Below are 26,395 nucleotides of genomic sequence, written 5' to 3' on the forward strand. Positions count from 1 at the left end.
ATCCGCAGCGCAAAACGACCGGAACCTGGCTCAACTCCCTGTATTCACCGGCGGTTTAAGGCCATACTGGACGCCTCCCCCTGCAGAACCTCGCGCGCCGTTCGCACCTCCCCGGCACGCGACCCACCGTGACGACGCACGCACGGGCAGCCGCTCCTGCGTCGCCGTGCAGTTCTCCCACACGATTCCCCCGAGGGCAGGGACATGGACGAACAGGAAGACGCCGACGGCCGTTTCGTCAAGGCGGAGCGGCTGCTGCAAGGGCTCGCCATGGCCCTGATGCGGCTCGGTGTGGAACTCGACATCAGAGGCGCCGACAACAGCGACTGGCTGGTTCTGGTGCGGCAGCTCTACGTGCTGAGCTCGCTCGGCGAGCACCAGTTCGTCTCGATCGCCGGCGAGCAGGGAGCCGGAAAGACCCTGCTCGCCCGCAACCTCTATCCGGGCACGGACACCTGGCTCGAGGACAACACCGGCCTGGGCGAGAAGTGCCCGGTCGCCATCGTCGAGCGGGCCGGCCTCCAGGAGCCGCGCGGAGTGGTGGTCTTCCGGCGGCCCGGCGCCGACGCGGAGCGCAGCGGCCGGCTCGTGGAGAAGCAGTACTACTCCGCCGAGCAGCGCGAGGAGTGGCGTCGGCATGTGAAGAGCCAGGATGCCCGGGTGCTGCTCACCCAGCTCGAAGTGCCCCTGAGCTTCTGGCAGTTGGAGGGTACCGGTTTCGTGCTGCTGCCCGGCCTGGAGCGGGGCCGGGCGCAGGAGCACTGGCAGGATCTGATGAAGATCGTCCTGGCCACCAGCCCGGCTGCGCTCCTGGTCGCCGACGAACGCCGGCTGGCCAACGCCGGACAGCCCGAACTGCTGAGCCTGCTGCGCCGGGACGAGGACGAGTTGCACCTGGTGGTGGCGGTGACCCGCTGCGAGGCGTCCACGCCCGACGCGATCGAGGAGCGCACCGCCCGCGCGGTGGAGGTCTTCGGGGTCGACCCGGTGGACGTCGTACCCGTCGGCAAGGACGGCAGCAGTCCCAAGGGCTGGATCGACACGCTCAGGGCGCGCATCGACGCCAAGCGCGGCAGCGCCCGGGACAGCCGGCGGCTGGAGACCGATCTGATGCGCGCGCTGATCCGGTCGGATCTGGCGGGTGTCCTCAGATCGGCGAGGGCGGTACGTGACCGCAAGGCCCTCGACAGCGAGGTCGCCGACCAGATCCAGGGACTGCTGGAAAAGTACGACGAGGCGAGCGACGGTTTGCGGCGCACGCTCACCGCCAGGGTGGCCGAGCACTACGGCCGGCACATGGAGCGGGCTTCGGCCAGGTTGACGCAGCTGTTGCGTGACGGCGGAGGGTTCAGGGAGGGAGCCCGCCGGACCGGCGAGTTCCTCCGGCTGCGCAGGGACGAGCGCGACGAACGCTTGGCCGAGCTGGTGAGGCAGGCGTGGCTGACGCCTGCGGAGTCGGAGCTGCCGGGGCTGCCCGGGCCCAACGCCGCCTACCTGGGCAGCATCGAGGCGACCGTCCAGGTCCAGCGCCAGGTCCGTCTGGCAGCCTTCACCGGGTCGCTGACCCAGGGCCGTCTCGACCGGGATGTCGCACTGGTGCTGACGGGCCGGCCCCCCGTCGACGGCGCCGACGCGCAACCGGACGCCGCCCAGGACGCCGCCAAGGGCACCGCGTCACCCGTCGTGAAGGTCGGAGGGCAGCTGAGCGAGGCCGTCAAGGCGCTGCCGTACATGACGCTCGACGCCCGGGCCTTCGCGGTCGGTGAGCTCGCGATGCCCGACGGGTCGCTGGAGACGACCAAGTCGCCCGAAGAGCTGTCCCACGCGCTGCGCGGCCTCGCGGACGAGCGCAAGGCGCTCCTGGGCACCGTCGGCCTCCTGCTGGGCACGGAACGGTTCGTCGACGAGGACATCGACCTGCTCGCGAACGTGGGACAACTCTCGGCAGGTCTGTTCGCTGGAGGCACGAGGACGGCCGGGATGGGTGCGGCCGCCTCGGGGCTGCTGCTCACCACGCTCGGCGTCGGTGTCGTCGGAGCCACGCTCCTCAACGCCGGGAACAACGCGATGGCCGAGCGCAGCCGTCTGGCCAGGACGCTGCTGGCCCGGCACCGGGAGGCGGCGGAGCGGCAGGTGCTGGAGAACGTGGACGAACTGCTCCGTGTGACCCGGGAGATCCTTGAGGCCCGGCTGCAGCAGGCGCTGGGGGCGGACAGCAAACTCAACGGCCAGTTCCGGCTGGTGTCGGCCACGCGTGCGGTGGAAAGCTACCGCGAGCGCATGCTGGAGGCGCTCGGCCATGACGAACTCGGCTGACCTCGACCGGCTGCGCTGGGCGTGGTCGGCCGAGGCCGTCGCACAGCTGCGGGCCCGGCTGCGGGGCGTGGACGAGGCTATGGAGCAGTCCGATCTCGCCCATGTGATGGTGCTCGGGGACTCCCAGGTGGGCAAGACGACCCTGCTGCTCAGGCTGCTCGGCGTGACCGACCCGGAGGCTGCGGCCGAGGCTGCCGTCCCCTTGCGGGCCGGACGGGGCCGCGGCCGGTCGGCGACGCCGGTGCCCATCCGCTACCAGTGGTCCGGGGACCCTGACCGATGGTCGCTGGCCTACGAGGACCCGGACGACGCGTCCGGCGGGCAACGGGAAACCGCCTGGCTGACCTCCGGGCAGCTGAAGAAGCGGCTGAGGTCGTTCCGGACCGGCGCCACCGGAGACCGGCTGCGCTGGGAGCCGCGGGCCCGGCCGCTGGAAATCGGGCTGCCGGACCGCTTCGCGGGCCCCGAGCGGAGGACGGACCTGCGGGTCTTCGACCTGCCGGGGCTGCACGGCGCCGGAGCCGAGGAACGGGAGGCGGCCAGGGCACTGCTGGCCGTCTACGCCCCCGTCGTGGACCATGTCGTGTTCGTCGTGTCGGCGGACCAGTTCGCCGAGATGGTCCGGGACCCGGCGATCACCGAGAACCCCTTCCTGCTCGGCTGGGGTGAACAGGCGCACCGCTTCAGCCTGGTGTTCACCCGGGCGTTCAGCGGGGACAGCGTGCGCAGGCACCTGCCCGCGGTGCTCGGCGAGCCCGGCTCCCCCGGCTGGACCCGCGACCGGGTGATCGTGGCCGTCCAGGAGCACTACGCGGACCAGTGGCTGGTGTCGGAGCTGCCCCCGGTCGCACCGAGCGCCTTGTTCCCGGTCGAGATCGGCGACTCCTGGAAGGAGTTGCTGGACAGCGACCCCGGCTACGCCGAGGCGGTGGCCCCCGTCTGTGACGAGCTGCTGCGCAGGCTGAGCGACACCATCGCCCGTTACTCCGACCCCGACCGCAGGCATCTGGCCGCGGCGGAGATCGCCGCCAGGGTCGAGATGGTCGTACGTGACAACGTCAGACGCCGTGAGCAGGCACTGAAGGCAGCGGCACAGGCCCAGCGGCGGGCGAAGCGCGAGCACGAGGAGGCGCTCGCCTTCCTGGACCGGGCCCAGGAGGCGGCCAAGGCCGCCTCCCGGAAGGCCGGGGCGCTGCGGAAGAGCCTGAAGAGACTCACCCGCTGGCCGGTCGTCTACGTCCGCCCGGAAGCCCCGGAGATGCGCGGCAACCTGGTCCGCGCGAAGCAGGAGGAGGAGCGCGCCGCCTGGACGGAGGCCGCCCGCAGGGCGTGGGCCGAATGGCGGGAGACCCTCGAAGGGGCGGAGGCGCCGTGGCAGCCGCCACACGACCTGAGCACAAGGATACGGGAGAAGTACGACGAGCTGTGCGGCTGCTGCGAGCTGTGCGAACAGGGGTGGTGGAAACGCTTCGTACGGAACTCGGAGACCCCGGACCACTGCTACGAGCGGATGACCGGCGTCGGCACGCACATGCCGGCCTGGATCCGGACCACCCTGCGCGAGCACGCCGGCTCCGCGACCGCCCGCCTGGCCAAGGCCGAAGCCGACGCCGGGCAGCAGTGCGCGGTGGCGTCCCGGTACGCCGACCGGACCACCGAGGCACTGGCGCGCGCGACCGCCCGTCTGGAGGACCTGCGCGAACGTGCGGCCGAAGAAGAGGCCGAGGACACGGCCAACCTCGCGGTGGCTCGGTCGGTACGGGCCGTCCACAGCCAGAGAAACGAGAGATACGTACGCCACTTGCTGGGCCGGGCGGCGCAGTCGGACGGGGACGAGCGGTCCTGGTTCGTCCTCGCTGCCCTGCGCGGGATCCACGACCTGAACCGGATGTTCCCATGACCGATGAGTCTTCTGCCGCCCAGCCGCTGTGGGCCTCCTTCCAGGATGTCGTCGAGCAACTCACCAGTCCGCTGGCCCAGAGCGCGGTCGAGCGCATCTCCGAAGAGGTGGGGCGACTCGACAAGTCCCTGGCCGAGCTCAGGAAGGACGTGAACGGGGCGGCCGTCGAACAGGAGGACACCGCCCGCGCGCTGAGGAAACAGTACGAGGCGCTGGCCCGGGAGAACCAGGATCTGCGCCGCCGGCTGGACACCGTCGGGAACGACCTGGCCGAGCAGCTGAGGCTGAACCACAAGGCCCAGTCGGCCGCCGCGCGCGAGGACACGGCCGCCGTTCTCAGCGACGTGAACCGGGCCGCCGAGGAGTCCCGGTCATCCGCGACAGCGCTTGGAGCATCGGTCGACGAACGGCTGACCAGGCTCGAAACGTCCTGGGCCGCCGCCATCGAGGCACTGCGCAGCCGCCAGTCCGCCACCGAACGGCTTGCAAGGGTCACGGTGGTGCTGCTCTCGCTGGTGCTCGTCGTCGGAGTTGCCGGAGTTGTCGGAGTCGTTCTGCGGTGACCGACAAGGTGCGCCAGTAGCCATTGTTGCCGATGGTGCCTCGACCGGCAGGCCGCCGTGCTCCACGAGGTCGTCGAGCACGGACAGCGGTGCCCAGGGCAGTACTTGGGCCAGGACGGCGTTCGGCAGGGGAATCGCGGACGATCCGGCGCCGTCGGTCAGGGCGCCGGGTCGGTCTTGGCGGTGTCGTTGACGTTGTTCAGGCAGGCCTTCATGAAGAGGTCCCTGTGGACGGTGCCGCCGTTGGGCTGCTGGGAGATGTCGGAGTACTCCTGCGAGCAGGTGCTGTCGGTCGCGGTGTAGGTCGTGTTGCCGTCGTCGGTGTACACGCCACCGGAGATGACGCCGGCCGCGTAGGCTCCGAGCAGCGTGGAGCGGCCGAAGACGGGCTTGTCCACGGTCTTGGTGACGACCTTGGGCGGGCGGGTCTCCGCCTGCCGGGCGCGGTGGTCGGCCGCGGCGGCCTGGCGGCGGGCGGCGGCCAGCGCGGAGCTGCTGCTGACGTGATCCGCGACGGCCGCGGTGACCGACAGGGCGGTCAACCCGCAGGCGGCGATGGCGATGACGTTGGCTCGGTTCACTGGTGTCTCCTTCGTGCGTGAGGTCGAAGCGGGCCACGACCGGGCAGGCTTGGGCGGCGAGGTCCGCGTGCGGACGTGGCGTCGGGTCACTCGGCGGGGTGGACCTGCGCGTAGACCGTGAGGAACAGCTCCAGTTCGGCGCGCTCGTCGGGCGAGGCCTTGCCCGACGCGAGACGCGTCCGGACCTCTTGATGGGCGCGGCTCAGATGGCCGCTGCGTTCCAGGTGGCGCCACAGCAGGCGAAACGTCTGCTGGTGGTCGTAGAGGGTGGTCTCGTAGCACCGGCTGGTGATGTGGCGGGCCTGGACGAGCAGGGCCTGGAAGTTGTCCCGGTCGTCGCGCTTCAACACCTGCGCCAAGTGGCGGTGGTACACGGTCAGTTCGGGCTCGTCCGTCTCGGTCAAGCGGTTCTCCCGAATGAGGTTCTGAGGGATCGGCCCGGACGGAACCGTCCGGGCGGGAGCGGCGGGGCACGGTGCGAGAGGTGGCCGGCGGGACAGACGCCGGACGCCCCCTCGCACGGAGGGCGGGCGGAGGGCTCTGGGCGCCTCTCAACCGGCGTTCGTGTCGGTCCACTTGCCGCTGAAGAGGTCCTTGCTGATCTCGCAGGTGGCGATGTTGTAACCGCCCGAGGCGGTGGACTGCGAGATGACCTTGCCGTTGACCTTCAGCCGGCAGGTGACGTGCCCGCCGCCCTGCAACTGCGCGGTGATCGAGTAGTACTGCACGTCGCGCAGCGGCTTGGTCACGGTCATCGGCACGCTGCCCTGGGCGGAGGACCCTGCCGGGCCGTACTGGACGTCGGCGCCGGCGGTGCCGGTCACGGAGTAGGTGACGGTCTGCGGCTTCTTCTTCTGCGGCTTCTTCTTACGAGTGGCGGACGGCGGGGCGGCCTTGGCGCCGTGCCCCGAGTCCGAGGAGGCGGTGGCCCGGCTCTCGGCGGCGGGCTTGTCGCCCGACTTGCCGCCGGCCACGGACATCACGCCGCCCAGAACCAGGACGCCCACGATGCCGAGGCAGCCGGCGCCGAGGCAGGACGCGGCCTTGCTCTTCTTCTTCGGCGGTTCCGGGACCGGCGGCTGCTGGCCCCACACGGGCGTGGACATGACCGAGTACCCCCCCATGAGGTGGTGCGGGAAAAGAACGGATTCGGCCGCCAGGGATGCCGAAGACACGGCTCCGCGGCCTGGGATGCGCTTCCAACCGGAAGCAACACCAGAGAAGCATGTCATTGAAAGCACTGTCAATCACGTTGACAGATTTGACGGCTGCTGTAGGTTGTTGCCATGTCCCCCATCGAGGAGTCAGCGACACCCTCCGCGCCTCAGCCGTCCGCCCAGGTGACCGCCGCCGACATCTCCCGCATCGCGGGGGTCACGCGCGCCACCGTCAGCAACTGGCGCCGCCGGCACGACGATTTCCCGGCGCCGGCGGGCGGTACGGAGGCCAGTCCGCTGTACGACCTCCACGCGGTGCGCGACTGGCTCGCCTCACGCGGCCACACGTCGGCCGCCACCGCGTCGGAGGAGCTGCGCACGACCCTCCGCCTGCACACACGCACCGCCGGCGGTACGGCGGACCTGCTGCTCCTGGTCCTCGCGGCAGCCGGCCACACGCGCGAGGAACTGACCGCCGCCGCGCAGTTGCCGGACGCTGAGCTCACCGCCCGCGCCCAACGCGACGCCGAGGCCGTGGCCGACGCCGTACCCGAAGGCGGGGAAGCCGTCCACTTCGAGGCGGCCGACGCGGAGGTGCTGCGCGCGCTGTACGCATGTGTACGAGAGGAGGGCGGCCAGGCCGCCCTGCGCGTGCTCGCGGAGCGGGAGCTGGAGGAGAGCGCGGCGAGCGGCGCGTACCGGACGCCCACGGCGCTCGCGGACCTCCTCGCGCGCCTGATCCCCGGCACTGCGGCCCGCGTCCTCGACCCGGCCTGCGGCAGCGGCTCCCTCCTGGCCGCCGCCGCCCGCCGGGGCGTGCGGGAGCTGTACGGCCAGGACGTGCTGCCCGTACAGGCTCAGCGGAGCGCGGTGAGCCTGATGCTGACGGCACCGGACGCCACGGTCACCGTGCGCGCCGGCGACAGCCTCCGTGCGGACGCCTTTCCCGGCCTCGTCGCGGACGCGGTGCTGAGCAACCCGCCGTACGGCGTCCGCGACTGGGGACACGACGAGCTGGCCTACGACCCTCGCTGGGCGTACGGCGTTCCGGCCCGCGCCGAGTCCGAGCTGGCCTGGGTGCAGCACGCCCTGGCCCATGTGACGCCCGGGGGTCACGCGGTGCTGCTCCTGCCTCCCGCCACGGCGGGCCGTGCGTCGGGGCGCCGCGTACGGGCGGAGCTCGTCCGCAGCGGTGCGCTGCGCGCGGTCGTCGCCCTGCCGCCGGGCGCGGCCGTACCGCTGCACATCGGGCTCCAGATCTGGATCCTGCAACGGCCCGAACCGGCCGGCGCGGAGCGCAAGACAGTGCTCTTCGTCGACACCGCGGAGGCGGAATCCGCGAACAGCACGGCGCTGGGCACGCGCACCCGAGGCGGCAGCCGCTCCGCCTCCCTTGACTGGGACCGGATCACCACCCAGGCCCTCGGCGCATGGGAGGCGTTCGCCGGCGACCCGGACGCGTTCGAAGGCGAACCCGGCACCTCCCGGGCCGTCGGGGTGGTCGACCTGCTGGACGATGTCGTGGACCTGACGCCCGCACGGCACGTGAGGACGTCACGCGCCGACATCGATCCGGCGGAACTCTCGGCGGAGGTCGACACCACCCGCCGGAACCTCGTCAGGGCCGCGAAGTCCCTCGCTCGGGCTGCCGGTCACGAGGGCTGGAGCGCCTCGGGCAGCGCGGCGCGCGAGTGGCGGACGGCGACGGCGTCCGACCTCGCTCGCGGTGGAGCACTCACCATCCTGCGGACACTGCCCGAGGGCGCGCGTGGCCGTGGGGACGGCACGGCTGACGGGCTCACGGCTCGCGCGGTCCTCACCGCGTCGGACATCGCGCGCGGGTCGGGTCCCACCGGCGACCCGGCGGGGCTGCGCAGCGACGCGCCTCGCGTGATCGCCGCCGGCGACGTCCTGGTACGAGCTGTGGCGAGCGGAGGCGGCCCGATGACCCGGGTCGCGGGAGAGGAGGACGCAGGCGCGCTGCTCGGGCACCAGGTCCACCTCTTCCGGCCGGACCCCGGCCGCCTGGACGCCTGGTTCCTCGCCGGGTTCCTGGGCGCGGAGGAGAACGTCGCGGGTGCTTCGACGGGCAGCAGCGTCCTGACGGTCAGCCCGGGTCGGCTGCGCGTGCCGCTGCTGCCGTTGGCGGAGCAGAGGCGATACGGGGAGGCGTTCCGGCACGTTGAGGAGCTGCGGACGCAGGCCCGGCGGGCATCTCGACTGGCGGAGGAGACGGCGCGGCTGCTGGCGGGAGGGCTCACCGGGGGTCAATTGCTCCCGTCCCGGGACACGACTCGGCATCCACCGGGCGAGGCCCCGGCCGGAGAAGTCTCCACACATTCTCCACCTGCGTCAGGTTGATATCTCCATCCCGCAATCCCAGCATCCGCCCGCGACCACATCCACTACCGTGTCCCATGGCGCCGTCGCGGTTGATCAGGCGCCTCGCCATAACGGAATTTCGAGGACATACGTGCAGATCACGCCCCTGAATCCCGACGACCCGGCCTCGTTGGGAGACTTCGAACTCCTCGGCCGGATCGGCCAGGGCGGCATGGGCCAGGTCTATCTCGGGGAATCCCTCGGCGGCGAGCCCGCCGCGGTGAAAGTGATCAAGCCGTCGGTCGTGGACTCCGAGTCCCGCCGGCGGTTCGCGCAGGAGATCGAGGTCCTCAAGACCATCTGGGGTCCGCGCATCGCGGCATTCCTGGGAGCCGACGCGGAGACGGAGCGGCCGTGGCTGGCCACCGAGTACGTGGCCGGCCCCGACCTGGCCCGGCACGTGGAGACGCACGGGCCGCTGCCGTCCGTCCTCACCGCCGCGCTCGGCGCGATCCTCGCCGAGGCACTGGCGGCCGTGCACACGCAGGGTCTGCTGCACCGTGACCTCAAGCCGGCGAACATACTCCTCGGGCCCAACGGTCCGAAGATCATCGATTTCGGCCTGGCCGCCTTCGCCGAGTCGAGCGTGTCCCTGACCGCGCCCCACCAGGTGGTGGGCACCCCGGTCTGCATGGCCCCGGAACAGGCGGCCGGTGAGAAGCCCCTGACGCCCGCCGTGGACGTCTACGCGCTCGGTGCGGTGCTGCTGTTCGCCGCGACCGGCCACTACCCGCACCAGGCGGCCACCCCCTACATGGTCTTCCACCTGGTCACCGACCCGGATTCCGCTCCGGACCTGTCCGGCGCGCCCACCGACCTCGTCCCCCTGCTGACGGCCATGCTGGCCCACCGCGCGCAGGACCGTCCCCCGCTGGTCGAGGTGGTGCAGCGGTGCCGTTCGGTCGTCGAGGCCCACGGACTGAAGATCGCCCAGGCCCGCCGCCGGCTCACCGCCCACACCGCACGTGAGCACGGGCCGACCGTGCCGCCGCCCATCCCCGCCCCGCCGCTCACCGCGCCCTTCGAGGACCTGCCCACGGAAACCGCTCCGGCCGCACAGGAGCCGGCGCCCGAGGCCGGCCCGGTCGTCCCCGCACCCACACTCCCGGCACCGACCGTCGTCACGGACCCTCCGGAACCCCGAGCGTCCGTCACCACCGAGCCCGGCGACACCCCGCACCGCTCCCCTGCGGAGCAGTCGGCGCCGAGCCGCCCCGTGAAGCCGCCCCGGCACGGCGCGGAGGCGTCGCGCGCCCCGCGCCACTCCGCCCAGGCGCGCATGACGGCCCAGCGCATCAGGGCCGCATACGCGGCGGGAGCACCGTTCGCCCCGAGCCGCAGCGCCTGACCATGGCACGGCAGCACGTCCCTTGACCCGGGCCCTCCGCGGCCGCACGGTGGCACCACCGTCGAGCCGGACGCGGCACGCCCAGCACTACGACCCCACGATCCAGGAGGCACCCGAGTGACCGCCGACCTCGCAACAGCCCCCGCAACGAGCGAGAAGGACGCCCAGTTCCCGCCGGGCGCCCAGATCCTCGTTCGCGACGAGGTGTGGCTGGTGCGCAACTCGACGCGGACCGAGCACGACGGGGTCCGCGTCGAGGCCGTCGGCGCCTCGGACTTCGTACGCGACCAGGAGGCGGTGTTCTTCACCGGCCTCGACCGGATCGAACTGCTCGACCCTCGCCGGACCCGCCTGGTGCGCGACGACTCGCCGAACTTCCGCCGCTCGCGCCTCTTCCTGGAGGCGGTCCTGCGCAAGACCCCGCTGCCGCAGGCCGAGCGCGGCCTGGCGCTCGCGGACTCCTTCCTCCTGGACTCGCTCCCCTACCAGCAGCGTCCCGCGCAACTCGCCCTGTCCGGCCGCAACCTGCGCCCGCGCCTGCTCATCGCGGACGTCGTCGGCCTCGGCAAGACCCTGGAGATCGGCCTCACCCTCGCCGAGCTGATCCGCCGCGGCCGTGGCGAGCGCATCCTCGTCGTCACCCCACAGCACGTCCTGGAGCAGTTCCAGCACGAGCTGTGGACGCGGTTCGCGATCCCGCTGGTGCGCCTGGACTCGGTGGGCATCGAGCGGATCCAGCGGGAGATCCCGGCGGGCCGCAACCCGTTCACGTACTTCAAGCGTGTCATCGTCTCCATCGACACGCTGAAGAACACCGACCAGTACAAGCACCACCTGGAGCGGATCACCTGGGACGCGGTCGTCATCGACGAGTCGCACAACCTCATCAACAAGGGCTCCCTGCGCAACCAGCTGGCCCGCACCCTCGCCCCGCACACGGACGCGCTCCTGCTGGCCTCCGCGACCCCGCACAACGGCGACGCCCGCTCCTTCGCCGAGCTGATCTCCCTCCTCGACCCGGCCGCGATCCGCGACCCGGAGCACTACCGCGCCGAGGACATCAAGCACCTGTTCATCCGGCGCACGAAGGTCAGCCCCGAGGTGCGGGAGCAGATGAAGGGCCAGTGGGCGGACCGCGGACCCTCCCGCTCGATCCATGTGACGGCCACCCCCGCCGAGGAGAGGATCTTCGAGGAGCTGGCCGCGGTCTGGCTGCCGTCCGACGGTTCGAAGTCGGTCAGTGACGTCCCCCTGTTCCCGTACACGCTGCTGAAGTCCTTCCTCTCCTCCCACGCGGCGCTGAAGGCCACGGTCACCACGCGCATCAAGACGCTGGAGAAGAAGAACGCCCCGCAGGCGACGGCCGCCGAACGCGCCGCGCTGCACCGGCTCCTGGAGCTGTCCTCGGACATGACGGAGACCGACTCGGGCAAGTTCCGGGCCCTGCTGGAGCAGCTGCGGGAGATCGGGGTCGGCCCGAAGTCCGACACCCGGGTCGTGGTCTTCTCCGAGCGAGTGCAGACCCTGGAGTGGCTGGCACGGACCGTGCCGCAGGCCCTCGGCTTCAAGGGCAAGGCCGCGCAGGAGGCGGCCCGCGTCATGCACGGCGGCCTGTCGGACGAGCAGCAGATGCAGTGCGTGGAGGACTTCGGCCTCGCGGACACCCCCGTCCGCATCCTGTTCACCGGCGACGTCGCCTCCGAGGGCGTCAACCTCCACCGCCAGTGCCACCAGCTCATCCATTACGACGTGCCCTGGTCGCTCATCCGCATCGAGCAGCGCAACGGCCGCATCGACCGCTACGGGCAGGCGCACGAGCCGCAGTTCCGTGCGCTGATCCTGACCAGCGCGGTCGACGGCGCCAAGGACGACACCCTCGTCGCGGAGCGCCTGCTGGAGCGCGAGGCCCAGGCCCACCAGTCGCTCGGCACGGCCGAGGCGGTATCCGGGCTGTACCGTGCGGAGGCCGAGGAGAAGTCCCTCATCCAGGACCTGCTGCGGGGCCGCAGCGTGGACGAGTCCCTGGACACCCGCCGCTCCCCCGGCACCGGCGCCGCCGCCACCGACGACGACGCCATGGACGACTTCCTCGCCGACTTCTTCGGCGCGGTGAACGACGAGCCGGAGGACACCGCCGGCACCAGCGCGGACGACGGCGACGGCACCACGTCGGTGCCGAGGGCGCACGTGCCCCGACTGTTCGCCTCCACCCGCGAGTTCCTGGACGAGGCGCTGCGCGAGGTCTACCCGGACGCGCACGACCGCCTGGACCTGTCCGCCGACCCCGAGACCGGCCTGCTCTCCTTCGTCCCGCCCTCCGACCTGGTCCACCGCCTCAAGGCGCTGCCCCCGGACTACGTCCGCGAGCAGGGCCTGCGCGACCGCCTGAAGGTCACCTTCAACCGGCGGCTGGCCGACCACAGCCTCACCCGCGCCCGCGCCTCCGCGACGTCGAGCTGGCCGGACATCTCACTGCTGACCGACCTGCACCCGGTCATGGAGTGGCTCACGGACAAGGTCCTGGTCCGCCTCGACCGCCAGGAGGCACCCGTCCTGACGGCCGACGTGCCCCAGCCCACCTACCTCGTGCAGGGCATCTACTCCAACGCGCTCGGCCGCCCGACCGTCGTGAAGTGGATGGCGGTGACCGAGGACGGCGAGGTCGACGATGACATGGTGGCGGTCCTGCGCCGCGCGAAGGTCGGCCCGACGATGGCCAACCCGGGCCTCGCCCACGACACGGACCGCCTCGCCGAGGCGATCCCCGGCGTCCTGGACACCGCGGAGGCGTTCCTGGAGCGGCACCGCGAGGCGTGGGACGAGCCGCTGCGGGCGCCGATCGAGGAGTACAAGACCCGCCTGGGCGCGTGGGAGCAGCCGACGCTGACGGGCGGCGGCTCCGCGCCCACCGGCACGCGTGAGCGTCTGGCGTCCCTCGCGGACTCCCTCCTCACCACGGGCCGCCCGATGCTCCGCGTCCTCGCCGTCCTCGCCCCCGCCAACGCCGCCTGACTCATCACCCAGAGGTTCACCACGATGACGTTCGACTCCCTGGTCAACCGCGGCGACTACTTCTCCGCGCACTACCTCGCCGAGGTCCTGCCCAAGGACCTCAAGTCCGGGCTGCTCGCCGAGTGGAAGCAGCGCGAGGAGGACGCCGCCGGCGCCGAGCGCCCCGAGGGCGCCCTGCCCGTCACCCCGCGCACGGGCCTGCGGGCCCTGCGCCGCACCTACTTCGCGGCCCGCTCCTACTTCACGATGGACGAGGAGCGGGCGGCGACCGGCGACGACGCCGTGACGTACGACGCCCCCGAGTGGCGCGACCGCGTCCGCGCCCTCAACGCGGAAGTGCTGCGCGCCCTCGGCTTCGACGCCAAGCCGGGCACGCTCAGCGTCGTCCGCGCCGACCAGTCGTACGAGGTGAAGGTCGCGCACACGGAGAAGGACCTCGTCGCCCTGGACTGCGGCTGGTCGGCCGAGCCGGACGACGCCCTGGACCCCGACGGCGCGGGCCGCCTCCTGGACGAGCTGCGCCTGGACGGCCAGCACACCATCACCACCGGCTCCAAGCTGGCCTCCTTCCTGTTCGCCTGCGAAGACGCTCCGCGTTATGTGCTGCTGCTGGTCGGCGGTGTCGTGGTCCTCGCCGACCGGGCCGCGTGGGGCGAGGGCCGCTACCTGGCGGTGTCGCTGGACCGGGTGCTGGAGCGCAACGACACCAAGGCGGGCGGCGAACTCGACACGGTGGCCGCCCTGTTCGGCGCGGACTCGCTGCGCACGCCGGAGGAGGGCGGCGAGAACCCCCTCGCCACGCTCGTCGACAAGTCGACCAAGCACGCGGTAGGCGTTTCGAGTGAGCTGCGGGACGGCCTGCGGCTGAGCGTTGAGTTGATCGCGAACGAGGTGCTGGACCGGATCCGAGAGGCGGGCGTCCGCCCGGAGCAGGTCAAGGAACTTTCGGAGCTGGGCCGCCAGTTGACTCGTGAGTCGCTGCGCTACCTGTACCGCATCCTGTTCCTGCTGTACGCGGAGGCCCGCCCGGAGCTGGGCATCCTGCCCTCGGACTACCCCGAGTACCAGATGGGCTACGGCCTCGGCCGCCTGGGCGAGCTGATCGCCGAACGGGATCTGGTGGACGAGAAGTCCCGCAAGGGCTTCTACCTGTACGAGTCGCTGGACCTGCTGTTCCGCAAGGTCCAGGAGGGTTACCGCCCGCGCCGTACGCACGGGGTGGATGCGGAGCCGGAGTCCACGGACCCCGTGACCGCGAAGACCTCGGAGGGCCTGGGGCTGCGGTTCGAGCCGCTGCACTCCAAGCTGTTCGAGCCGGACGCGATCCGGCTGATCGGGCGGGACGCGGTTCCGGACCCGCGCCTCGACAGTGAGGCAGTGGCCGAGGCGGGCGCTGAGGGCGGGGAACGCTTCATCGACACGCGGTTGCGCAACGAGACGCTGTACCGGGTGCTGCGCCTGCTGATGCTGACGCGCGGCAAGAAGCGCGAGCGCGGCGGCTTCATCTCGTACGCACAGCTCGGCATCAACCAGCTCGGCGCGGTGTACGAGGGCCTGATGTCGTACTCCGGTTTTGTCGCGGGCGAGGAGCTGTACGAGGTCGCGAAGAACGGCGACCCGAAGGACGGCTCCTGGCTGATCCCGGCCAACAAGGCCGACGAGTACCCGGACGAGGTGTTCGTCCGCCAGAAGGACGAGGACACGGGTGAGGAGCGGCGCGTGCGGTACGCGCCGGGCGCGTTCGTGTACCGCCTGTCGGGCCGCGACCGGCAGACTTCAGCGTCGTACTACACGCCGGAGTCGTTGACCCGCGTGACGGTCCAGCTCGCGTTGCAGCACCGCCTGGACCAGGACGGTACGACGACCGAGGCGCGCGAGCTGCTGGAGTGGAAGATCTGCGAGCCGGCGCTCGGCTCGGGCGCGTTCCTCAACGAGGCGATCAACCAGGTCGCGGCGGAGTACCTGCGGCGGCGGCAGGACGAGCTGGGCGTCGCGATCGACACGGAGAGGTACGCGGTCGAGCTCCAGAAGGCCAAGGCGTACATCGCGCTCCACAACTCCTACGGCGTCGACCTCAACGACACGGCGGTGGAGCTGGCGGAGGTGTCGCTGTGGCTGAACACGATGCATCCGGGGATGGAGGCACCGTGGTTCGGGCTGCATTTGCGGCGCGGCAACTCGCTGATCGGCGGGCGCAGGGAGATCTACTCCGCTGAGCGCCTGAAGAAGGGCGGCTGGCTGGGTACGACGCCGGAACGCTTCCCGCTGTCGGAGGCGCTGGCAGGGGCCCCGTTGCCTGAAGGGGCGGTGCACCACTTCCTGCTCCCAGCGAAGGAGTGGGGCGCGGTCGCGGCCGAGAAGGAGGCCAAGGCGCTGGCCCCGGCGGAGGCGAAGGCGCTGGCCGCCTGGAGGAAGGCGATCACCAAGTCGCCGAGTGCCACGCAGACGAAGCGGTTGCAGGGGCTGGCGCGGCGGGCGGAGTACCTGTGGGGGCTGGTCGTGCGCCGGCTGGAGATCTCCGAGCGGGAGATCTCGCGTCGGATTGATGTGTGGGGGGCGGAGGACGGCTGGCTGCGCTCGCCCGAGGTCGCGGTGCCGAGGGAGAAGGTCAAGGTCGACTTGGAGGCCGTCGACACTCCGTACTGGCGCTTGAAGACGCTGATGGACGCGTGGTGCGCGCTGTGGTTCTGGCCGGTGCAGGAGGCTGCGCTGCTGGACGGTTCGCATGAGGTGTACGCGCGGGCGGCGGAGGTCGCTTCGCAGTCGGGTGAGTGGGTCGTGCCGTCGGCCCCGGCTTCGTTTCCGGCTCAGTCGGGTGCACCTGCGCGGGAGACGTATGAGAAGGAGGACCTGTTCGGCGGGGTCGAGGTCGTCGAGGTCAAGTCGAAGAACGCGCGGGGCGGCAGCCGTAAGGAACAGATCCGGGGCGAGCGCCGCCCAGTGATCCCGCTCGCCTCGCTGGACGACTGGCTGGACTTCGCCGAATCACTGCTGGGCACGCAGGACGTGGCTGCGGACTCGCTGGTGTCCCAGTTCGACACGCTGGACGAACTGGAACGGTACGAGGACGAGTTGCCCGAGTGGATGGGCATGGAGCGGTTCTACTCGCTGGAGTCGCGGTATCCGTGGGCAGCGGTCGCGAAGGATGTGGCTGAGCGGCAGGGGTTCTTTCACTGGGAGTTGGAGTTCGGTCACGCTTTCGCTGCAAGGGGCGGGTTTGATCTACAGGTGGGGAATCCGCCTTGGGTCCAGCCGGACTGGAACGAGGACGCGGTTCTGGCGGAGTTGGATCCATGGTTTAAGTTGTCGGAGAAGCCAAGCGCTGAGGAATGGCGAGTGCGCAAGGCGCAGGTGCTGGAAGATCGGGCCTGCGGCTGCTTCGTCCTTAATGACCTAGCAAGCAACACTGCCTTGGCAGATTTCCTCACGTCACAGCCCATGTATCCCTTGCTGGACAAAACCCGGCCGGACCTTTACCGGGCTTTCATGGTACAGGTATGGCGTCACACAAACCTGGCGGGAATGGCGGGACTCATCCATCCGGACACACACTTTGGCGGGGTAAAGGAAGGGCCGCTACGCGGGTCGGCCTACCGGCATCTGCGCGTGCATGCACACTTCTCCAACCGCCTTCAACTCTTCGACGAGGTCGAAGGCACGCGGCAGTTCGGCATCAACATCTACGGCGAAGAAACTCCCGTCTCCTTCATCCACCTCAGCTGGCTATTCTCTCCAGACACCCTCAGCAACTCGCTCCGCCATGACGGCCGAGGACCACTGCCTGGCATTAAGCACGAGGGTAAGTGGGAACTGCGCCCCCATCGCGGTCGTCTCATCCACGTGGACGGGGCTCGACTTGCGGAATGGAACCAGCTTTCAAGCTCGAATAACGTGCCAGACGCCGAAGCTCCTCTGCTCTACCCGGTGACGTCTGAGGAGCAAGGAGCCGTCTCGGCTCTTGCAGTTACAACGTATCGCATGTCGAGTCGCAGCATCCACCTCACTCAGGGCTACAACGAAACAACCGCCAAGAAGGACGGTTTCATCCGATGGGGTACTGCCGACATCTCAAACCTCCGCGATCTCGTACTCCAAGGTCCACACTTCGCTGGTGCCACCCCATTCAACAAACAGCCGAACATCCCATGTAAAACAAACCGCGATTGGTCCGCTCTGGATCTGGTAACCCTCTCCGATGTAGCCGTCCCCCGCACGAATTACGTACGAGCGTCTTCCGAATTCGCCTACCGTGCCGCTCAGGACGTCTGGGATCCGGATAGGAACCTCCGCTACACGGACTACTTCCGTATCGCCTGGCGGAAGATGATCCCCTTCGATACAGAGCGCAGCCTCTTCGCTTCCCTCATCCCACCAGGGCCCGCCCATGTCCACGCCGTCTACTCAATGAAACTCCCAGACAACCGGCAGACAGTCCTTACTGCCGGCTTTTGGGCATCCCTGCCGATTGATTATCTCCTGCGTATTACAGGCCGCGCCGATCTCACACCCGCAGGCGTAAAACAACTGCCCGCAGCCCACCCCACTCACCCTCTAGCCCCTGCCCTACTGCTCCGCTCCCTCCGCCTGAATGCCCTTACGGCCCACTACGCCCCCCTCTGGGAAGAACTCTACGACCCCCGTTGGGCGGGCTACGAGGACTGGGCCAACCCGGGCTGGCCACATCTCCCGCCCCTGGCTGGGGGGCTCACCGCCACCTGGGAGTACGGCACTCCCCTTCGTACTGAATACGAACGCCGCGCCGCCCTTGTCGAGTTGGACGCGCTCGTCTCCGTCTGGCTCGGGATGACCGCCGATCACCTCGTCGCAATCTACAAGTCTCGTTACCCGGTTCTCTCCGACTACGAATCGGTGATGTACTTCGACGCCAACGGTCGCAAGATCGCGGGAAATCACAATACGTACGGCTTCGGTCAGACCAAGCAGGACTACGTAGACCTGCTCGCCCACTTGGAGAATCCGGAGACCACCCCACCCCCGGCCGGCTACACCGCACCTTTCTACAAGGCGGACCGCGAAGCCGAGATGCGCGCCGCACACGCCCACTTCCAAGCTCGCCTGGACAAGGAGATCGCCGCCGGGCGCTGGGCTCCCCCTGGGAACCGTGAGGCCTAAGTACCGTTCCTCACAACGACGGTCGGCGCTTCCTTCAAGGAAGCGCCGACCGTCGCAGGCAGCCGTACACCTCACATCGTCTCAAGCAACGCTGCCCACGCCGTCGAGCTGACCTTCAGCACTGGTCCGCCCTGCGCCACGCACTTCGAGTCACGCACGTGCACGCCGACAGCCGTAAGGGCGACCTCAACGCACTCGCCGCCCGACCCAGTGCTGTAACTGCTGGTGCGCCAGGGCAGGTTGGCCCAACCGTGCGCAACATCTTCCGCGTTCATAACTCTCCCAGCATCTTTTCGAGGAGCCCCAGCGACTCGCGTGGAGTCAGGGCCTGAGCACGCAGGATGCCGTACTGCTCCTCATACTCGCGTACCGACCTCCGCTCACTGAAGAGACGGCTGTCGTTACGTGCCTCGACGTACGCGAGTCGCTGGCCCTTCTGCGTCTCGTAGAGGGTGAACGGTCCATCCAGGGCAGCATGTTCCACGCAACCGACAGGCATGACCTGTACGACCACATTCCGCTGTTGCGCGCGCAGCAGAACCTCCTCCAACTGACCGCGCATGACGCTCCACCCGCCGAGCGGCCTCCGCAGCACGTGCTCCTCGATGACGAAGCTGATCGTGGGTGACGGCCGGCGGTCAAAGATCACCTGGCGAGCGAGACGGGAGCCCACACGCTGGTTGACCGTCTCAGGATCAAGCAGAGGCAGCCACATCTCGCAGACCGCCCGCGCATACTCCTCGGTCTGCAACAAGCCGGGCACCGCCTTACTGGCGTACACGTGCAGCTCGACGGCCTCCGCCTCCAACTTCGCCGCATCCCGGAAGAACGCCGGATACCGCGCCCGCGCCACCTCCTCCTTCATCACCGCCAGCAGCCCGCCGGCATCCAGCACCTCATCCGCCCGGTCGATGAACTCCGGCCTCGGGATGCGCCGCCCCAGCTCCACCGACGTCACCATGTCCTCGCCGTACCCGAGCCTCGCGCCCAACTCCGCCCGCGTCAGCCCCCGACTCGTCCTGAGCAACCGCAACTGCTGCCCGAAGCACCGCAGAATGCCCGCCTCGCTCTCCCCGTGCACCGCCATGGTGACCTCACCTCACCCACCCGCCGGGAAGCACCCGCCCGACCTCGTCCCGCCGCAGGCGCCGCACCCGTCCGTCACTCACTGCACACTGTACGGACACGCAGCGTCGCCACGGCCCCACTTCGCGCAGATCCCCCGCACCGCGTACGAGCGTCCGCCCCACCCTGTACAACCCCCGCCTGTACACGCACACCCGCGTGACTCACCACGGCACCGATCGCCTCATGGCGCGCTAATGTTGCGCCTCAAGGGGAGGACAGAGCGGCCGTTGGACCGCTCGCCGCATCAACGCGCGGACACGGCAGCAGGGGTGCCCACACCCCGCAGCTCAGCCGCCGCGAAACAGCCTGGGGGGTACGCGCCATGACAGACGCGCCGACGCACGCCGCCGACACCGACACCGACACGGCCGAAGCCGACGAAGCCGCCGACCAGAAGGTCGTCGAGCAGGAGCAGGCCGAGATCAAGGACTTCGTCAAGGGTCTGAGCGCGGACGACATCAAGTCGGGCAACTGGTTCACCAAGCTCGCCGCCCACGCCATGAACTCGTACACCCAGAAGGTCGACTGGCAGTACTTCCAGGACCGGTACGCGGGTGTGCCTGCGGACGCCATCGTGGATCAGCGGATCAAGATGGCGGCCCGGTACGCCGCGCTCGAAGGCGGGCTCTCCGCCGGGGCCTACACGGCGACCGTCGCAGCCACCATCGGCAGCCTCGGGGGCGCCTCACCGGCGACCGTCCCCGCCGCCGTGGCGACGATGATGGTCGACGTCGCGTTCACCTCCCAGCTCCAACTCCGCCTGGCCTACGACATCTCCGTCCTCTACCGGGTCCCCCTCGACGCGCACGACCCCGAGGACCTGTGGAAGCTGATCCGCGTGGCCTTCACGATCAAGAGCGGGGAAGCGGCCCGCGAAGGCGTCGCCAAGGCGGTCCCGGCCCTCGTACGGCCGTTGGTCAAGCGCTTCTACTCGGGATCGGTGCTCAACGCGGGGAAGGCGCTCCCGGTTGTCGGGAAGCACCTCCTCCAGCGCAACGTCATCAAGATCGGCATCCCTCTGATCGGCGTCCCCCTCGCCGTGCTGCTGAACCGCTACACCACGCTCGTCGCCGGCCGGCACGCGCGGGCCGTGTTCCGGAACGAGGCGCGGGTGATCGAGATCGCCGAGGGGATCAGCGAGCGCACCCGGCACCCGCAGTTGATGCTGTGGGTCGCGTGGCTCGTGCTCAGGGCGAACGCGAAGGCCAAGATCGCCGACGACGAGGCGCTGCTGATGCGGCATCTGGTGCGGCTGGTCCGGGAGCGGCACGAGGTGGTCGACGACAGGCTCGCGAACGTCGTCGACATCGACCCCGCCGAGGTGTGGAAGCGGGTGGACGCCGAGCCGGGCGATCTGGGCGATGTCCTGGACGCGGCGGAGCGCGTGGCCACCGTGGACGGTGACGTCACCTCCCGTGAGAAGGCGGTCCTCGCGGAGCTTCGGGAGCGGTGCCGCCGGGGCTGACACCGTCGCACGCCCCCTCGCACAGGTGCTTGCCGGGTGGGCACGTCGAACGGTCCGCGCCGTCCTGCTGGTCGAGCCGCGGTCAGCCGCGTCCTTCGTACCGGTAGTTGTAATAGTCCTTGCCGCCCACCAGCACCGACGTGACGTACCTCGGAAGGCCGTCGGCGTCCCGCTCGACCTCCTGGGAGGTCTGCCGGGTGAAGCCCAGGGACACGCCGGGGATCACCGGGTACTCGGGCTGCGACGTGTCGACCGTCCAGCCCCGCTCGGTCGCGCGCCGGAAGAGGTCCTCGGCGGGGGTGGTGAACACCTCGTCCCCGTCGAGCAGGACGCGGGTGCTGGACGTGCGGCCCTCGCCGGGCCACCACAACTCGATCGCGGTGACCTGGTCTCCACCCTCGGCCAGGGCCTGCACACCGACGTGGTCGAGGGTCCAGGACGCCTTCGCCGAGTTCCGGCTCGGGCGGCGCAGCACGCGGGGCTCGCCCCAGTCGGACGCCGCGGCGAGGGCCTCGTCGAGCGTCATGCCCAGCAGGATCGGCGCGACTCCGCGCGGCGGGTCGAGTACCAGATCCATCGCCTACCCCTCGCTCCCTCACGGTGGCGTCATTTCAGGATGTCGTAGTTTATCGTCCAGCCCTTCTTCTCCAGCATGGCCTGGAACTTCCTGTTGTTCTTCAGGCTGTCGATCATGTCCTTGATGTGGGTGTCGTACTTGTCGCCGTACAGCTCGCGGATCTCGTCGATGTCCATCTTCATGGCCAGGTCCCAGCGCCCGGCGTCGATCAGCTCCCGCTGCTTCGCGCGCCACTCCTCGCTCTCCTTGCTGGAACCCGTGCTGGTCAGCTCTCGGTGGTCCGCCGCGTCCATGCGGATCGCCGGTCCCATGCCGGCGCCGCCGTTCTTGGTCGTGCGGAAGCCGGGCATGTCCAGGTGGGCGTACGACGCCTTCGCCGGGATGTGGTTGATCTCCTGGTCGACGGGGTTGACCCGCTCCCCGCGGTCGTTCAGGAGGTTCGCGGGCTTCAGGCCGCTGTACCAACCGCCGTTCTCGGTGCACCCCTTGGCGATCAGGCCCTCGGGGTCCATCCGGGTGTGCGGGTTGGTGACGTACGCGACCGGGTTGGGCGCCGGTCCCAGGCCGAGTGGGTCGGGGCTGGTGTAGCGCGCCGTGTCCGGGTCGTAGTGGCGCTGGTAGTTGTAGTAGAAGCCGGTCTCGGGGTCGTCGTACTGGCCGGGCAGGCGCAGCGGGGTGTACGCCTCCGCGTCCCGTGTCCAGCCCATGATGCCCCAGGTGGTGGACCGGCCGCGCCAGGCGATCGCGCCGCGCTCGTCGACGAGTTCGCTGGGCGCTCCGACCAGGTCGGTGACGATCGCGAAGAAGCGCGCGTCGACATCGGCCTGCGGTTCTCGCGCGTGGTCGAGGCGGCGTTCGAGCTGGGTCAGGGGGCGGTGGCCCTCGTAGTCCCAGGTGATGGTGACACTCTGGGCGGTGTCCAGCTGCTCCGCCAGGCGGGTGCCGTCCCAGGTGAAGTGGACGGACTGCACGACGGTGCGCCCGTCGTCGGCGAGGCGGTGCTTGGCGGTGCGCCGTCCCAGCGGGTCGTAGGAGTAGGTCCACCGGGTGCCGTCGGGGGTGACGCAGGCGACGAGGCGGTTCTCCTCGTCCCAGGTGTAGCGCCAGGTGTCCGGCTTCTTCGACAACCGTTTCTTCTGGCGCAGGACGGTGCGGCCCGCGGCGTCGTACTCGTAGCGGATCCGTCCGGCGGTCACGACGCGGGTGCCCTCGTAGGTGCGCTCCCCCCGGGCCTCGGTGCGCGCGGCCTGGTCGGGCCACTCGGCGCTGGTCTCGTTGCCGGCGCTGTCGTACGCATAGGACTCCGACCAGTTCTCGGCCGTGACGCGCAAGGGGCGTCCGACCGGGTCGAGGTCGAAGTGCCGGCTCGTGCCGCGCAGTTCATCGGTGATCCGCTCCAGGCAGCCGTCGGGCCGGTAGCCATAGGCGCGGGCGCGCAGGGCCCGACCACCCGCGGACAGCTGCTGCGAGGTGAGCCGGCCCATGTCGTCCCACCGGGACGTGAGGGTGACAGGTGACTCGGCGGGTCCGAGGCTGCGGGCCAGTTCCCTGCCCCAGGCGTCGTGGGTGAAGGTCAGGGGATGGCCGTCGCTGAGCAGTGCCGTACGGTTGCCCACCGCGTCATACGCGGACCGTGTCACGGCGCCGGTGGGGGTGGCGCGCATGGTGCGCCGTCCGGCGGCGTCGTAGGCGAACCGGGTGGTGCGTCCGTCGACGGTCTCGGCGACGACCCTGCCGACCGCGTCTCGCTCCAGGGTCAGCGTGGAGGTGGGCGAGGTCACCGAGCCGACGCGACCGGCGGCGTCGTACGTGTAGACGGTGCGCCGGCCCGCCACGGTCTTGGCGATGACGCGGCTCATGGCGTCGTACTCACTCGTGACCCGTGCTCCGAGGGGCGTCGTGCGCGCGACGGGCCGGCCCATCGGGTCATGCTCGTAGGTGACCGTGCGTCCGTCGAAGTCCGACTCGGAGGTCAGGTTGCCGTTCGCGTCGTAGGTGTAGGTCCAGCTCAACCCTTGCGGGTTGAGGACTTCGGTCAGGCGGAGTTCGGTGTCGTACACGAAGCGGTAGCGGGCACCGTCCGCGCCGGTGCGGGCGGCGAGCCGGTCGAAGTGGGTGTATTCGAAGCGGGTGACGGCGCCGGAGGGGCCGGTGTGCGAGGTGCAGTTGCCCTCCGCGTCCCAGGTCCAGCGCTCCTCGGTGCCGTCCGGTGCCACGCGCCGGGCCAGCCACCCCTGCGGAAGCCACTCCAGCACGGTGGTGGCGCCACCGGGGGCGGTGGCGCGGACGGGCCTGCCGAACGCGTCGCGCTCCACCGACGCGGTGTGGCCGAGGGCGTCGGTGCGGGAGAGCACGAGGCCTGCCGCGTCGTGGGTGAGGTGCTCGGTCGCGCCGGTCGGATCGGTCTGGGTGAGCAGCGCGCCCCGCGTGTCGTAGGTGAAGTGGGTCTCGGTGCCGTCCGGTGCCGTGATCCTGGTGCGGTTGCCGCGCTCGTCATAGGCCTGGCGCCAGGTCGCTCCGTCGGGCTCGGTGATCTCTTCCGGGAGGTTGAGGGCGTTGTAGCGGGTCGTCGACTCGGTGCCGTCCGGGAAGGCGATCCGGATCAGGTTCCCCCGCTCGTCCCAGGTGAAGCGGGCGGTGTTGCCCAACTGGTGGGTGCGCTCGAGCAGGTTGTCGTAGCGGTCCCACTGGAAGTGGACGGTATGCCCGAGGGGGTCGGTCTCGGAGACGGTCTGCCCCAGTGCGTTGAACCGGGTGATGGTGACAGCGCCGGTCGAGTCGGTGAACCGGGTGACGCGTTCGGCGGTGTCGTACGCGAAGCGCGAGGACAGCGCGCCGTCGGGGCCGATCGTCTCCACGACCCGGCCTTCCGCGTCGTACCGGTAGGCGTAGGTGTGGTCGTTGCGGTCGGTCCACGACGTCACCCGGTGCTCGTCGTCGTAGGTGAAGAGCAGCGGGACGGTGTCGGAGAAGGACGTGACCTCGCTCAGGTCGCCGTCGTCATAGCCGAAGGAGGCGACTCTGACGGGGCCGTCCGCGGTGCGCAGCTCCAGGGCCGAGACGCGGCCGCTCGCCCGGTCGCAGGTGACGCGCACGTCGTAGCCGCCGTGGTGCAGGACGGCGGTGGGGAGGCCCTCGTCGTCGCGGACGATGTGTACGGCGTTGCCGTTGCGGTCCTCGATCTCACTGAGCCAGTACAGGCCACCGGAGGTGTAGGGGCTGCCGACGAAGCGGCGTATGTGGCCGGAGTACGGGTCCGTGGTGGCGTAGGTGACCTCGCCCAGCACGTTCCGGTCGACGTGGGTGAGCGGCACACGTTCGCCTTCGACCGGCTCGACGGAATCGTCCGGGGACACGGGCACACGCGGGTAGACGAGCAGCGAGCCGTCCTCCCGGGCCCAGACCGCGCCGCTGCCTGTCAGTTCCAGCCGTTCGTCGAGCGTCGATGCCCAGCTCGGCCCGAAGCAGTGGCCGTAGCCGTAGCCGGACACATGGGTGCGCCGCAGGATCAGGGGCAGGATTCCGGGCAGGGCGATGTCCGTCTGGGACATCACCATCTCGCCGCTCGCGACGTCGACCGGATCGGTCTTGCAGCGTCGCCGGGTCAGGGCGATGGACTTCGCGCGCGCGTCGGCCAGTACGTCCCTCAGGGATCGGGGGCGGCGTCTGCCCGTGCCGTCCAGGCGGGTGCGTCCGCCGCCGTCACCGCCGCCTCTCCTGCCGGCGTCGATGGCGTCGATCCTGCTGCGGACGTCGAGGTCCGTGCCCTTGTGCAGGCGCGAGGTGGCCCTCACGCGGTCCGGAACGGTCTCCGTGACATGCTTGGCGATCTTCTTGAGGGCCTTTTCCGAGCCCTCGATCGCGCCGTGCAGCACACTGTCGAAGGCCTGGGTGAAGGGGTCGCGGCCCCTGCTCCGGCCGAACGCTGCCCTGGCCCGCCCCAGCGGCGATGATGCCGCGGTGTGCAGCTCGCCGCCGTGCCGGGAGACCTTGCCGGCGCCGTCCTCGAACTCGTCGTAGTCGATCATGGTGGTCTTTCCGCCACTGGACGACCCGGAGTCACCGGCCGAGGCGAGCCGCATCCCGCCGTGCCGGCCTCCCCCGTGTCCGCCGCCACCGCCCCCGTCCCCGGGTGGCATGGAGAACGCGCCCTCGGCCAGGTCGAGGACCATGTCCTCGACCATTGCCTCCAACTTGGCGTTGACCGGCTCGGTGACCTTGGCGATCACCTCGTCGACGATCCGGTCCACGGCCTCGTCGAGGATGCGCTTGACCGCCTGGCGCATCGCCGCGATCTCGGCCGCGCCGAGGACTGCCGACAAGCCACCGGTCACCCAGGCGAGCCCGACGGACAGGCCCACCGACCCGGCCATGACGGCCAACTCGGCCTCGGCCTTGGTCTTCATCCAGAAGATGATGTCCGCGAGCACGTCACAGGCGTCCGCGAACAGGCGGGCCAGCTCGGGAAGTTTTTCCAGGTGGCCTGCCTTGACCTGGTTCCAGTGCTGCTCCATGGCGTCGACGGCCCACCCCTGGGAGGAGGACAGAACCCGGGAGAACGCCCTGTGGGCCTCGGCGCCGTGGCCCTCGAACTTGTCCGCGAACTCCCGCATGGCGTCCGCCATTTCGCGGTAGTCGTCCTCGTCCACGTTGGGGAAATTGATCCCGATGAAGTCGAGTATTTCGTCCAGCCAGTTGGGCAGCGTGTAGCCCATCCCCCGTTACCCTCCGCGCCTGCCGAAGCCATGACGTTGACTCATTACTCAGATCATCATTTTAGTAAGTGTCAGCAACGATGGCAGTCAGGGGGATTGCCCGGACACCGGATCCCGG

At 70.1% G+C, this 26,395-nt stretch carries 15 protein-coding genes; 8 read left to right on the forward strand and 7 right to left on the reverse strand.

The window, feature by feature from the left end; genetic code table 11:
* Window positions 1–204: 204 nt before the first annotated feature.
* From ACLU3S_RS00240 to ACLU3S_RS00250, 3 genes are read left to right on the forward strand one after another with little or no spacing between them, the layout of a single operon-like run.
* A complete protein-coding gene (locus ACLU3S_RS00240; RefSeq protein ID WP_413949591.1) occupies window positions 205–2,316 on the forward strand; it encodes a hypothetical protein in 2,112 nt (703 codons plus the stop codon).
* On the forward strand, window positions 2,300–4,216 hold the full coding sequence (locus tag ACLU3S_RS00245) for a hypothetical protein (RefSeq protein WP_413949592.1): 1,917 nt from the start codon (window positions 2,300–2,302) through the stop codon (window positions 4,214–4,216). Before ACLU3S_RS00240 ends, ACLU3S_RS00245 begins: the two co-directional genes overlap by 17 nt.
* Window positions 4,213–4,779 carry a hypothetical protein gene (locus tag ACLU3S_RS00250; protein ID WP_413949593.1) on the forward strand — a complete coding sequence of 189 codons (567 nt, stop codon included), beginning with the start codon at window positions 4,213–4,215 and terminating at the stop codon, window positions 4,777–4,779. The genes ACLU3S_RS00245 and ACLU3S_RS00250 overlap by 4 nt, the downstream gene beginning before the upstream one ends.
* Window positions 4,780–4,937: 158 nt before the next feature.
* Here ACLU3S_RS00250 and ACLU3S_RS00255 read toward each other — a convergent pair whose 3' ends face one another.
* The 3 genes from ACLU3S_RS00255 to ACLU3S_RS00265 form a co-directional block, all read right to left on the reverse strand.
* Window positions 4,938–5,360, reverse strand: coding sequence for a hypothetical protein (locus ACLU3S_RS00255; protein ID WP_413949594.1), 423 nt, complete (start codon window positions 5,358–5,360; stop codon window positions 4,938–4,940).
* Between the two features lie 86 nt (window positions 5,361–5,446).
* Entirely contained in the window at window positions 5,447–5,764 is a 318-nt protein-coding gene (locus tag ACLU3S_RS00260) for a hypothetical protein (protein ID WP_413949595.1), read from the reverse strand.
* Between the two features lie 147 nt (window positions 5,765–5,911).
* Window positions 5,912–6,466 carry a hypothetical protein gene (locus ACLU3S_RS00265; protein ID WP_413949596.1) on the reverse strand — a complete coding sequence of 185 codons (555 nt, stop codon included), beginning with the start codon at window positions 6,464–6,466 and terminating at the stop codon, window positions 5,912–5,914.
* 180 nt (window positions 6,467–6,646) lie between these two features.
* Between ACLU3S_RS00265 and ACLU3S_RS00270 the strand changes: the two genes are divergently transcribed.
* The 4 genes from ACLU3S_RS00270 to ACLU3S_RS00285 all read left to right on the forward strand — a co-directional run bounded on the left by ACLU3S_RS00270 (window position 6,647) and on the right by ACLU3S_RS00285 (window position 18,392).
* A complete protein-coding gene (locus tag ACLU3S_RS00270; RefSeq protein WP_413949597.1) occupies window positions 6,647–8,878 on the forward strand; it encodes an N-6 DNA methylase in 2,232 nt (743 codons plus the stop codon).
* Between the two features lie 112 nt (window positions 8,879–8,990).
* Window positions 8,991–10,247: a protein kinase domain-containing protein gene (locus ACLU3S_RS00275; RefSeq protein WP_413949598.1), complete on the forward strand. Its 1,257-nt coding sequence runs from the start codon at window positions 8,991–8,993 to the stop codon at window positions 10,245–10,247.
* Window positions 10,248–10,364: 117 nt separating this feature from the next.
* Window positions 10,365–13,259: a DEAD/DEAH box helicase gene (locus ACLU3S_RS00280; RefSeq protein WP_413949599.1), complete on the forward strand. Its 2,895-nt coding sequence runs from the start codon at window positions 10,365–10,367 to the stop codon at window positions 13,257–13,259.
* 24 nt (window positions 13,260–13,283) lie between these two features.
* A complete protein-coding gene (locus ACLU3S_RS00285) occupies window positions 13,284–18,392 on the forward strand; it encodes a class I SAM-dependent DNA methyltransferase (RefSeq protein ID WP_413949600.1) in 5,109 nt (1,702 codons plus the stop codon).
* A gap of 71 nt (window positions 18,393–18,463) precedes the next feature.
* Here ACLU3S_RS00285 and ACLU3S_RS00290 read toward each other — a convergent pair whose 3' ends face one another.
* Both ACLU3S_RS00290 and ACLU3S_RS00295 read right to left on the reverse strand, forming a co-directional pair.
* Window positions 18,464–18,667 (reverse strand): DUF397 domain-containing protein, encoded by a 204-nt coding sequence (locus tag ACLU3S_RS00290; RefSeq protein WP_413949601.1) that lies wholly within the window; start codon window positions 18,665–18,667, stop codon window positions 18,464–18,466.
* Window positions 18,664–19,479, reverse strand: coding sequence for a helix-turn-helix domain-containing protein (locus tag ACLU3S_RS00295; RefSeq protein ID WP_413949602.1), 816 nt, complete (start codon window positions 19,477–19,479; stop codon window positions 18,664–18,666). Before ACLU3S_RS00295 ends, ACLU3S_RS00290 begins: the two co-directional genes overlap by 4 nt.
* A 363-nt stretch (window positions 19,480–19,842) precedes the next feature.
* On the opposite strand from ACLU3S_RS00295, the gene ACLU3S_RS00300 reads away from it, so the two are divergent.
* Window positions 19,843–20,985 (forward strand): hypothetical protein, encoded by a 1,143-nt coding sequence (locus tag ACLU3S_RS00300; RefSeq protein WP_413949603.1) that lies wholly within the window; start codon window positions 19,843–19,845, stop codon window positions 20,983–20,985.
* 82 nt (window positions 20,986–21,067) lie between these two features.
* On the opposite strand, the gene ACLU3S_RS00305 is transcribed toward ACLU3S_RS00300, so the two are convergent.
* Both ACLU3S_RS00305 and ACLU3S_RS00310 read right to left on the reverse strand, forming a co-directional pair.
* Window positions 21,068–21,562, reverse strand: coding sequence for a hypothetical protein (locus tag ACLU3S_RS00305; RefSeq protein WP_413949604.1), 495 nt, complete (start codon window positions 21,560–21,562; stop codon window positions 21,068–21,070).
* A 29-nt stretch (window positions 21,563–21,591) separates the two neighbouring features.
* The gene (locus tag ACLU3S_RS00310; RefSeq protein ID WP_413949605.1) at window positions 21,592–26,277 is read right to left on the reverse strand and encodes a DUF6531 domain-containing protein; all 4,686 of its coding nucleotides are present in this window, start codon (window positions 26,275–26,277) and stop codon (window positions 21,592–21,594) included.
* Between the last annotated feature and the right edge of the window lie 118 nt (window positions 26,278–26,395).

The sequence above is a fragment of the Streptomyces sp. AF1A genome (genome assembly GCF_047340315.1).
In the GTDB taxonomy this organism is placed as follows: Bacteria; Actinomycetota; Actinomycetes; order Streptomycetales; family Streptomycetaceae; genus Streptomyces.

Bases quoted from the DNA above. Each gene is read 5' to 3' on its own strand.
- ACLU3S_RS00240 (WP_413949591.1), top strand. From the start codon at position 205: ATGGACGAACAGGAAGACGCCGACGGCCGTTTCGTCAAGGCGGAGCGG.
- ACLU3S_RS00285 (WP_413949600.1), top strand. From the start codon at position 13,284: ATGACGTTCGACTCCCTGGTCAACCGCGGCGACTACTTCTCCGCGCAC.
- ACLU3S_RS00295 (WP_413949602.1), bottom strand. From the start codon at position 19,479: ATGGCGGTGCACGGGGAGAGCGAGGCGGGCATTCTGCGGTGCTTCGGG.
- ACLU3S_RS00290 (WP_413949601.1), bottom strand. From the start codon at position 18,667: ATGAACGCGGAAGATGTTGCGCACGGTTGGGCCAACCTGCCCTGGCGC.
- ACLU3S_RS00265 (WP_413949596.1), bottom strand. From the start codon at position 6,466: ATGTCCACGCCCGTGTGGGGCCAGCAGCCGCCGGTCCCGGAACCGCCG.
- ACLU3S_RS00305 (WP_413949604.1), bottom strand. From the start codon at position 21,562: ATGGATCTGGTACTCGACCCGCCGCGCGGAGTCGCGCCGATCCTGCTG.
- ACLU3S_RS00310 (WP_413949605.1), bottom strand. From the start codon at position 26,277: ATGGGCTACACGCTGCCCAACTGGCTGGACGAAATACTCGACTTCATC.
- ACLU3S_RS00245 (WP_413949592.1), top strand. From the start codon at position 2,300: ATGACGAACTCGGCTGACCTCGACCGGCTGCGCTGGGCGTGGTCGGCC.
- ACLU3S_RS00300 (WP_413949603.1), top strand. From the start codon at position 19,843: ATGACAGACGCGCCGACGCACGCCGCCGACACCGACACCGACACGGCC.
- ACLU3S_RS00270 (WP_413949597.1), top strand. From the start codon at position 6,647: ATGTCCCCCATCGAGGAGTCAGCGACACCCTCCGCGCCTCAGCCGTCC.
- ACLU3S_RS00250 (WP_413949593.1), top strand. From the start codon at position 4,213: ATGACCGATGAGTCTTCTGCCGCCCAGCCGCTGTGGGCCTCCTTCCAG.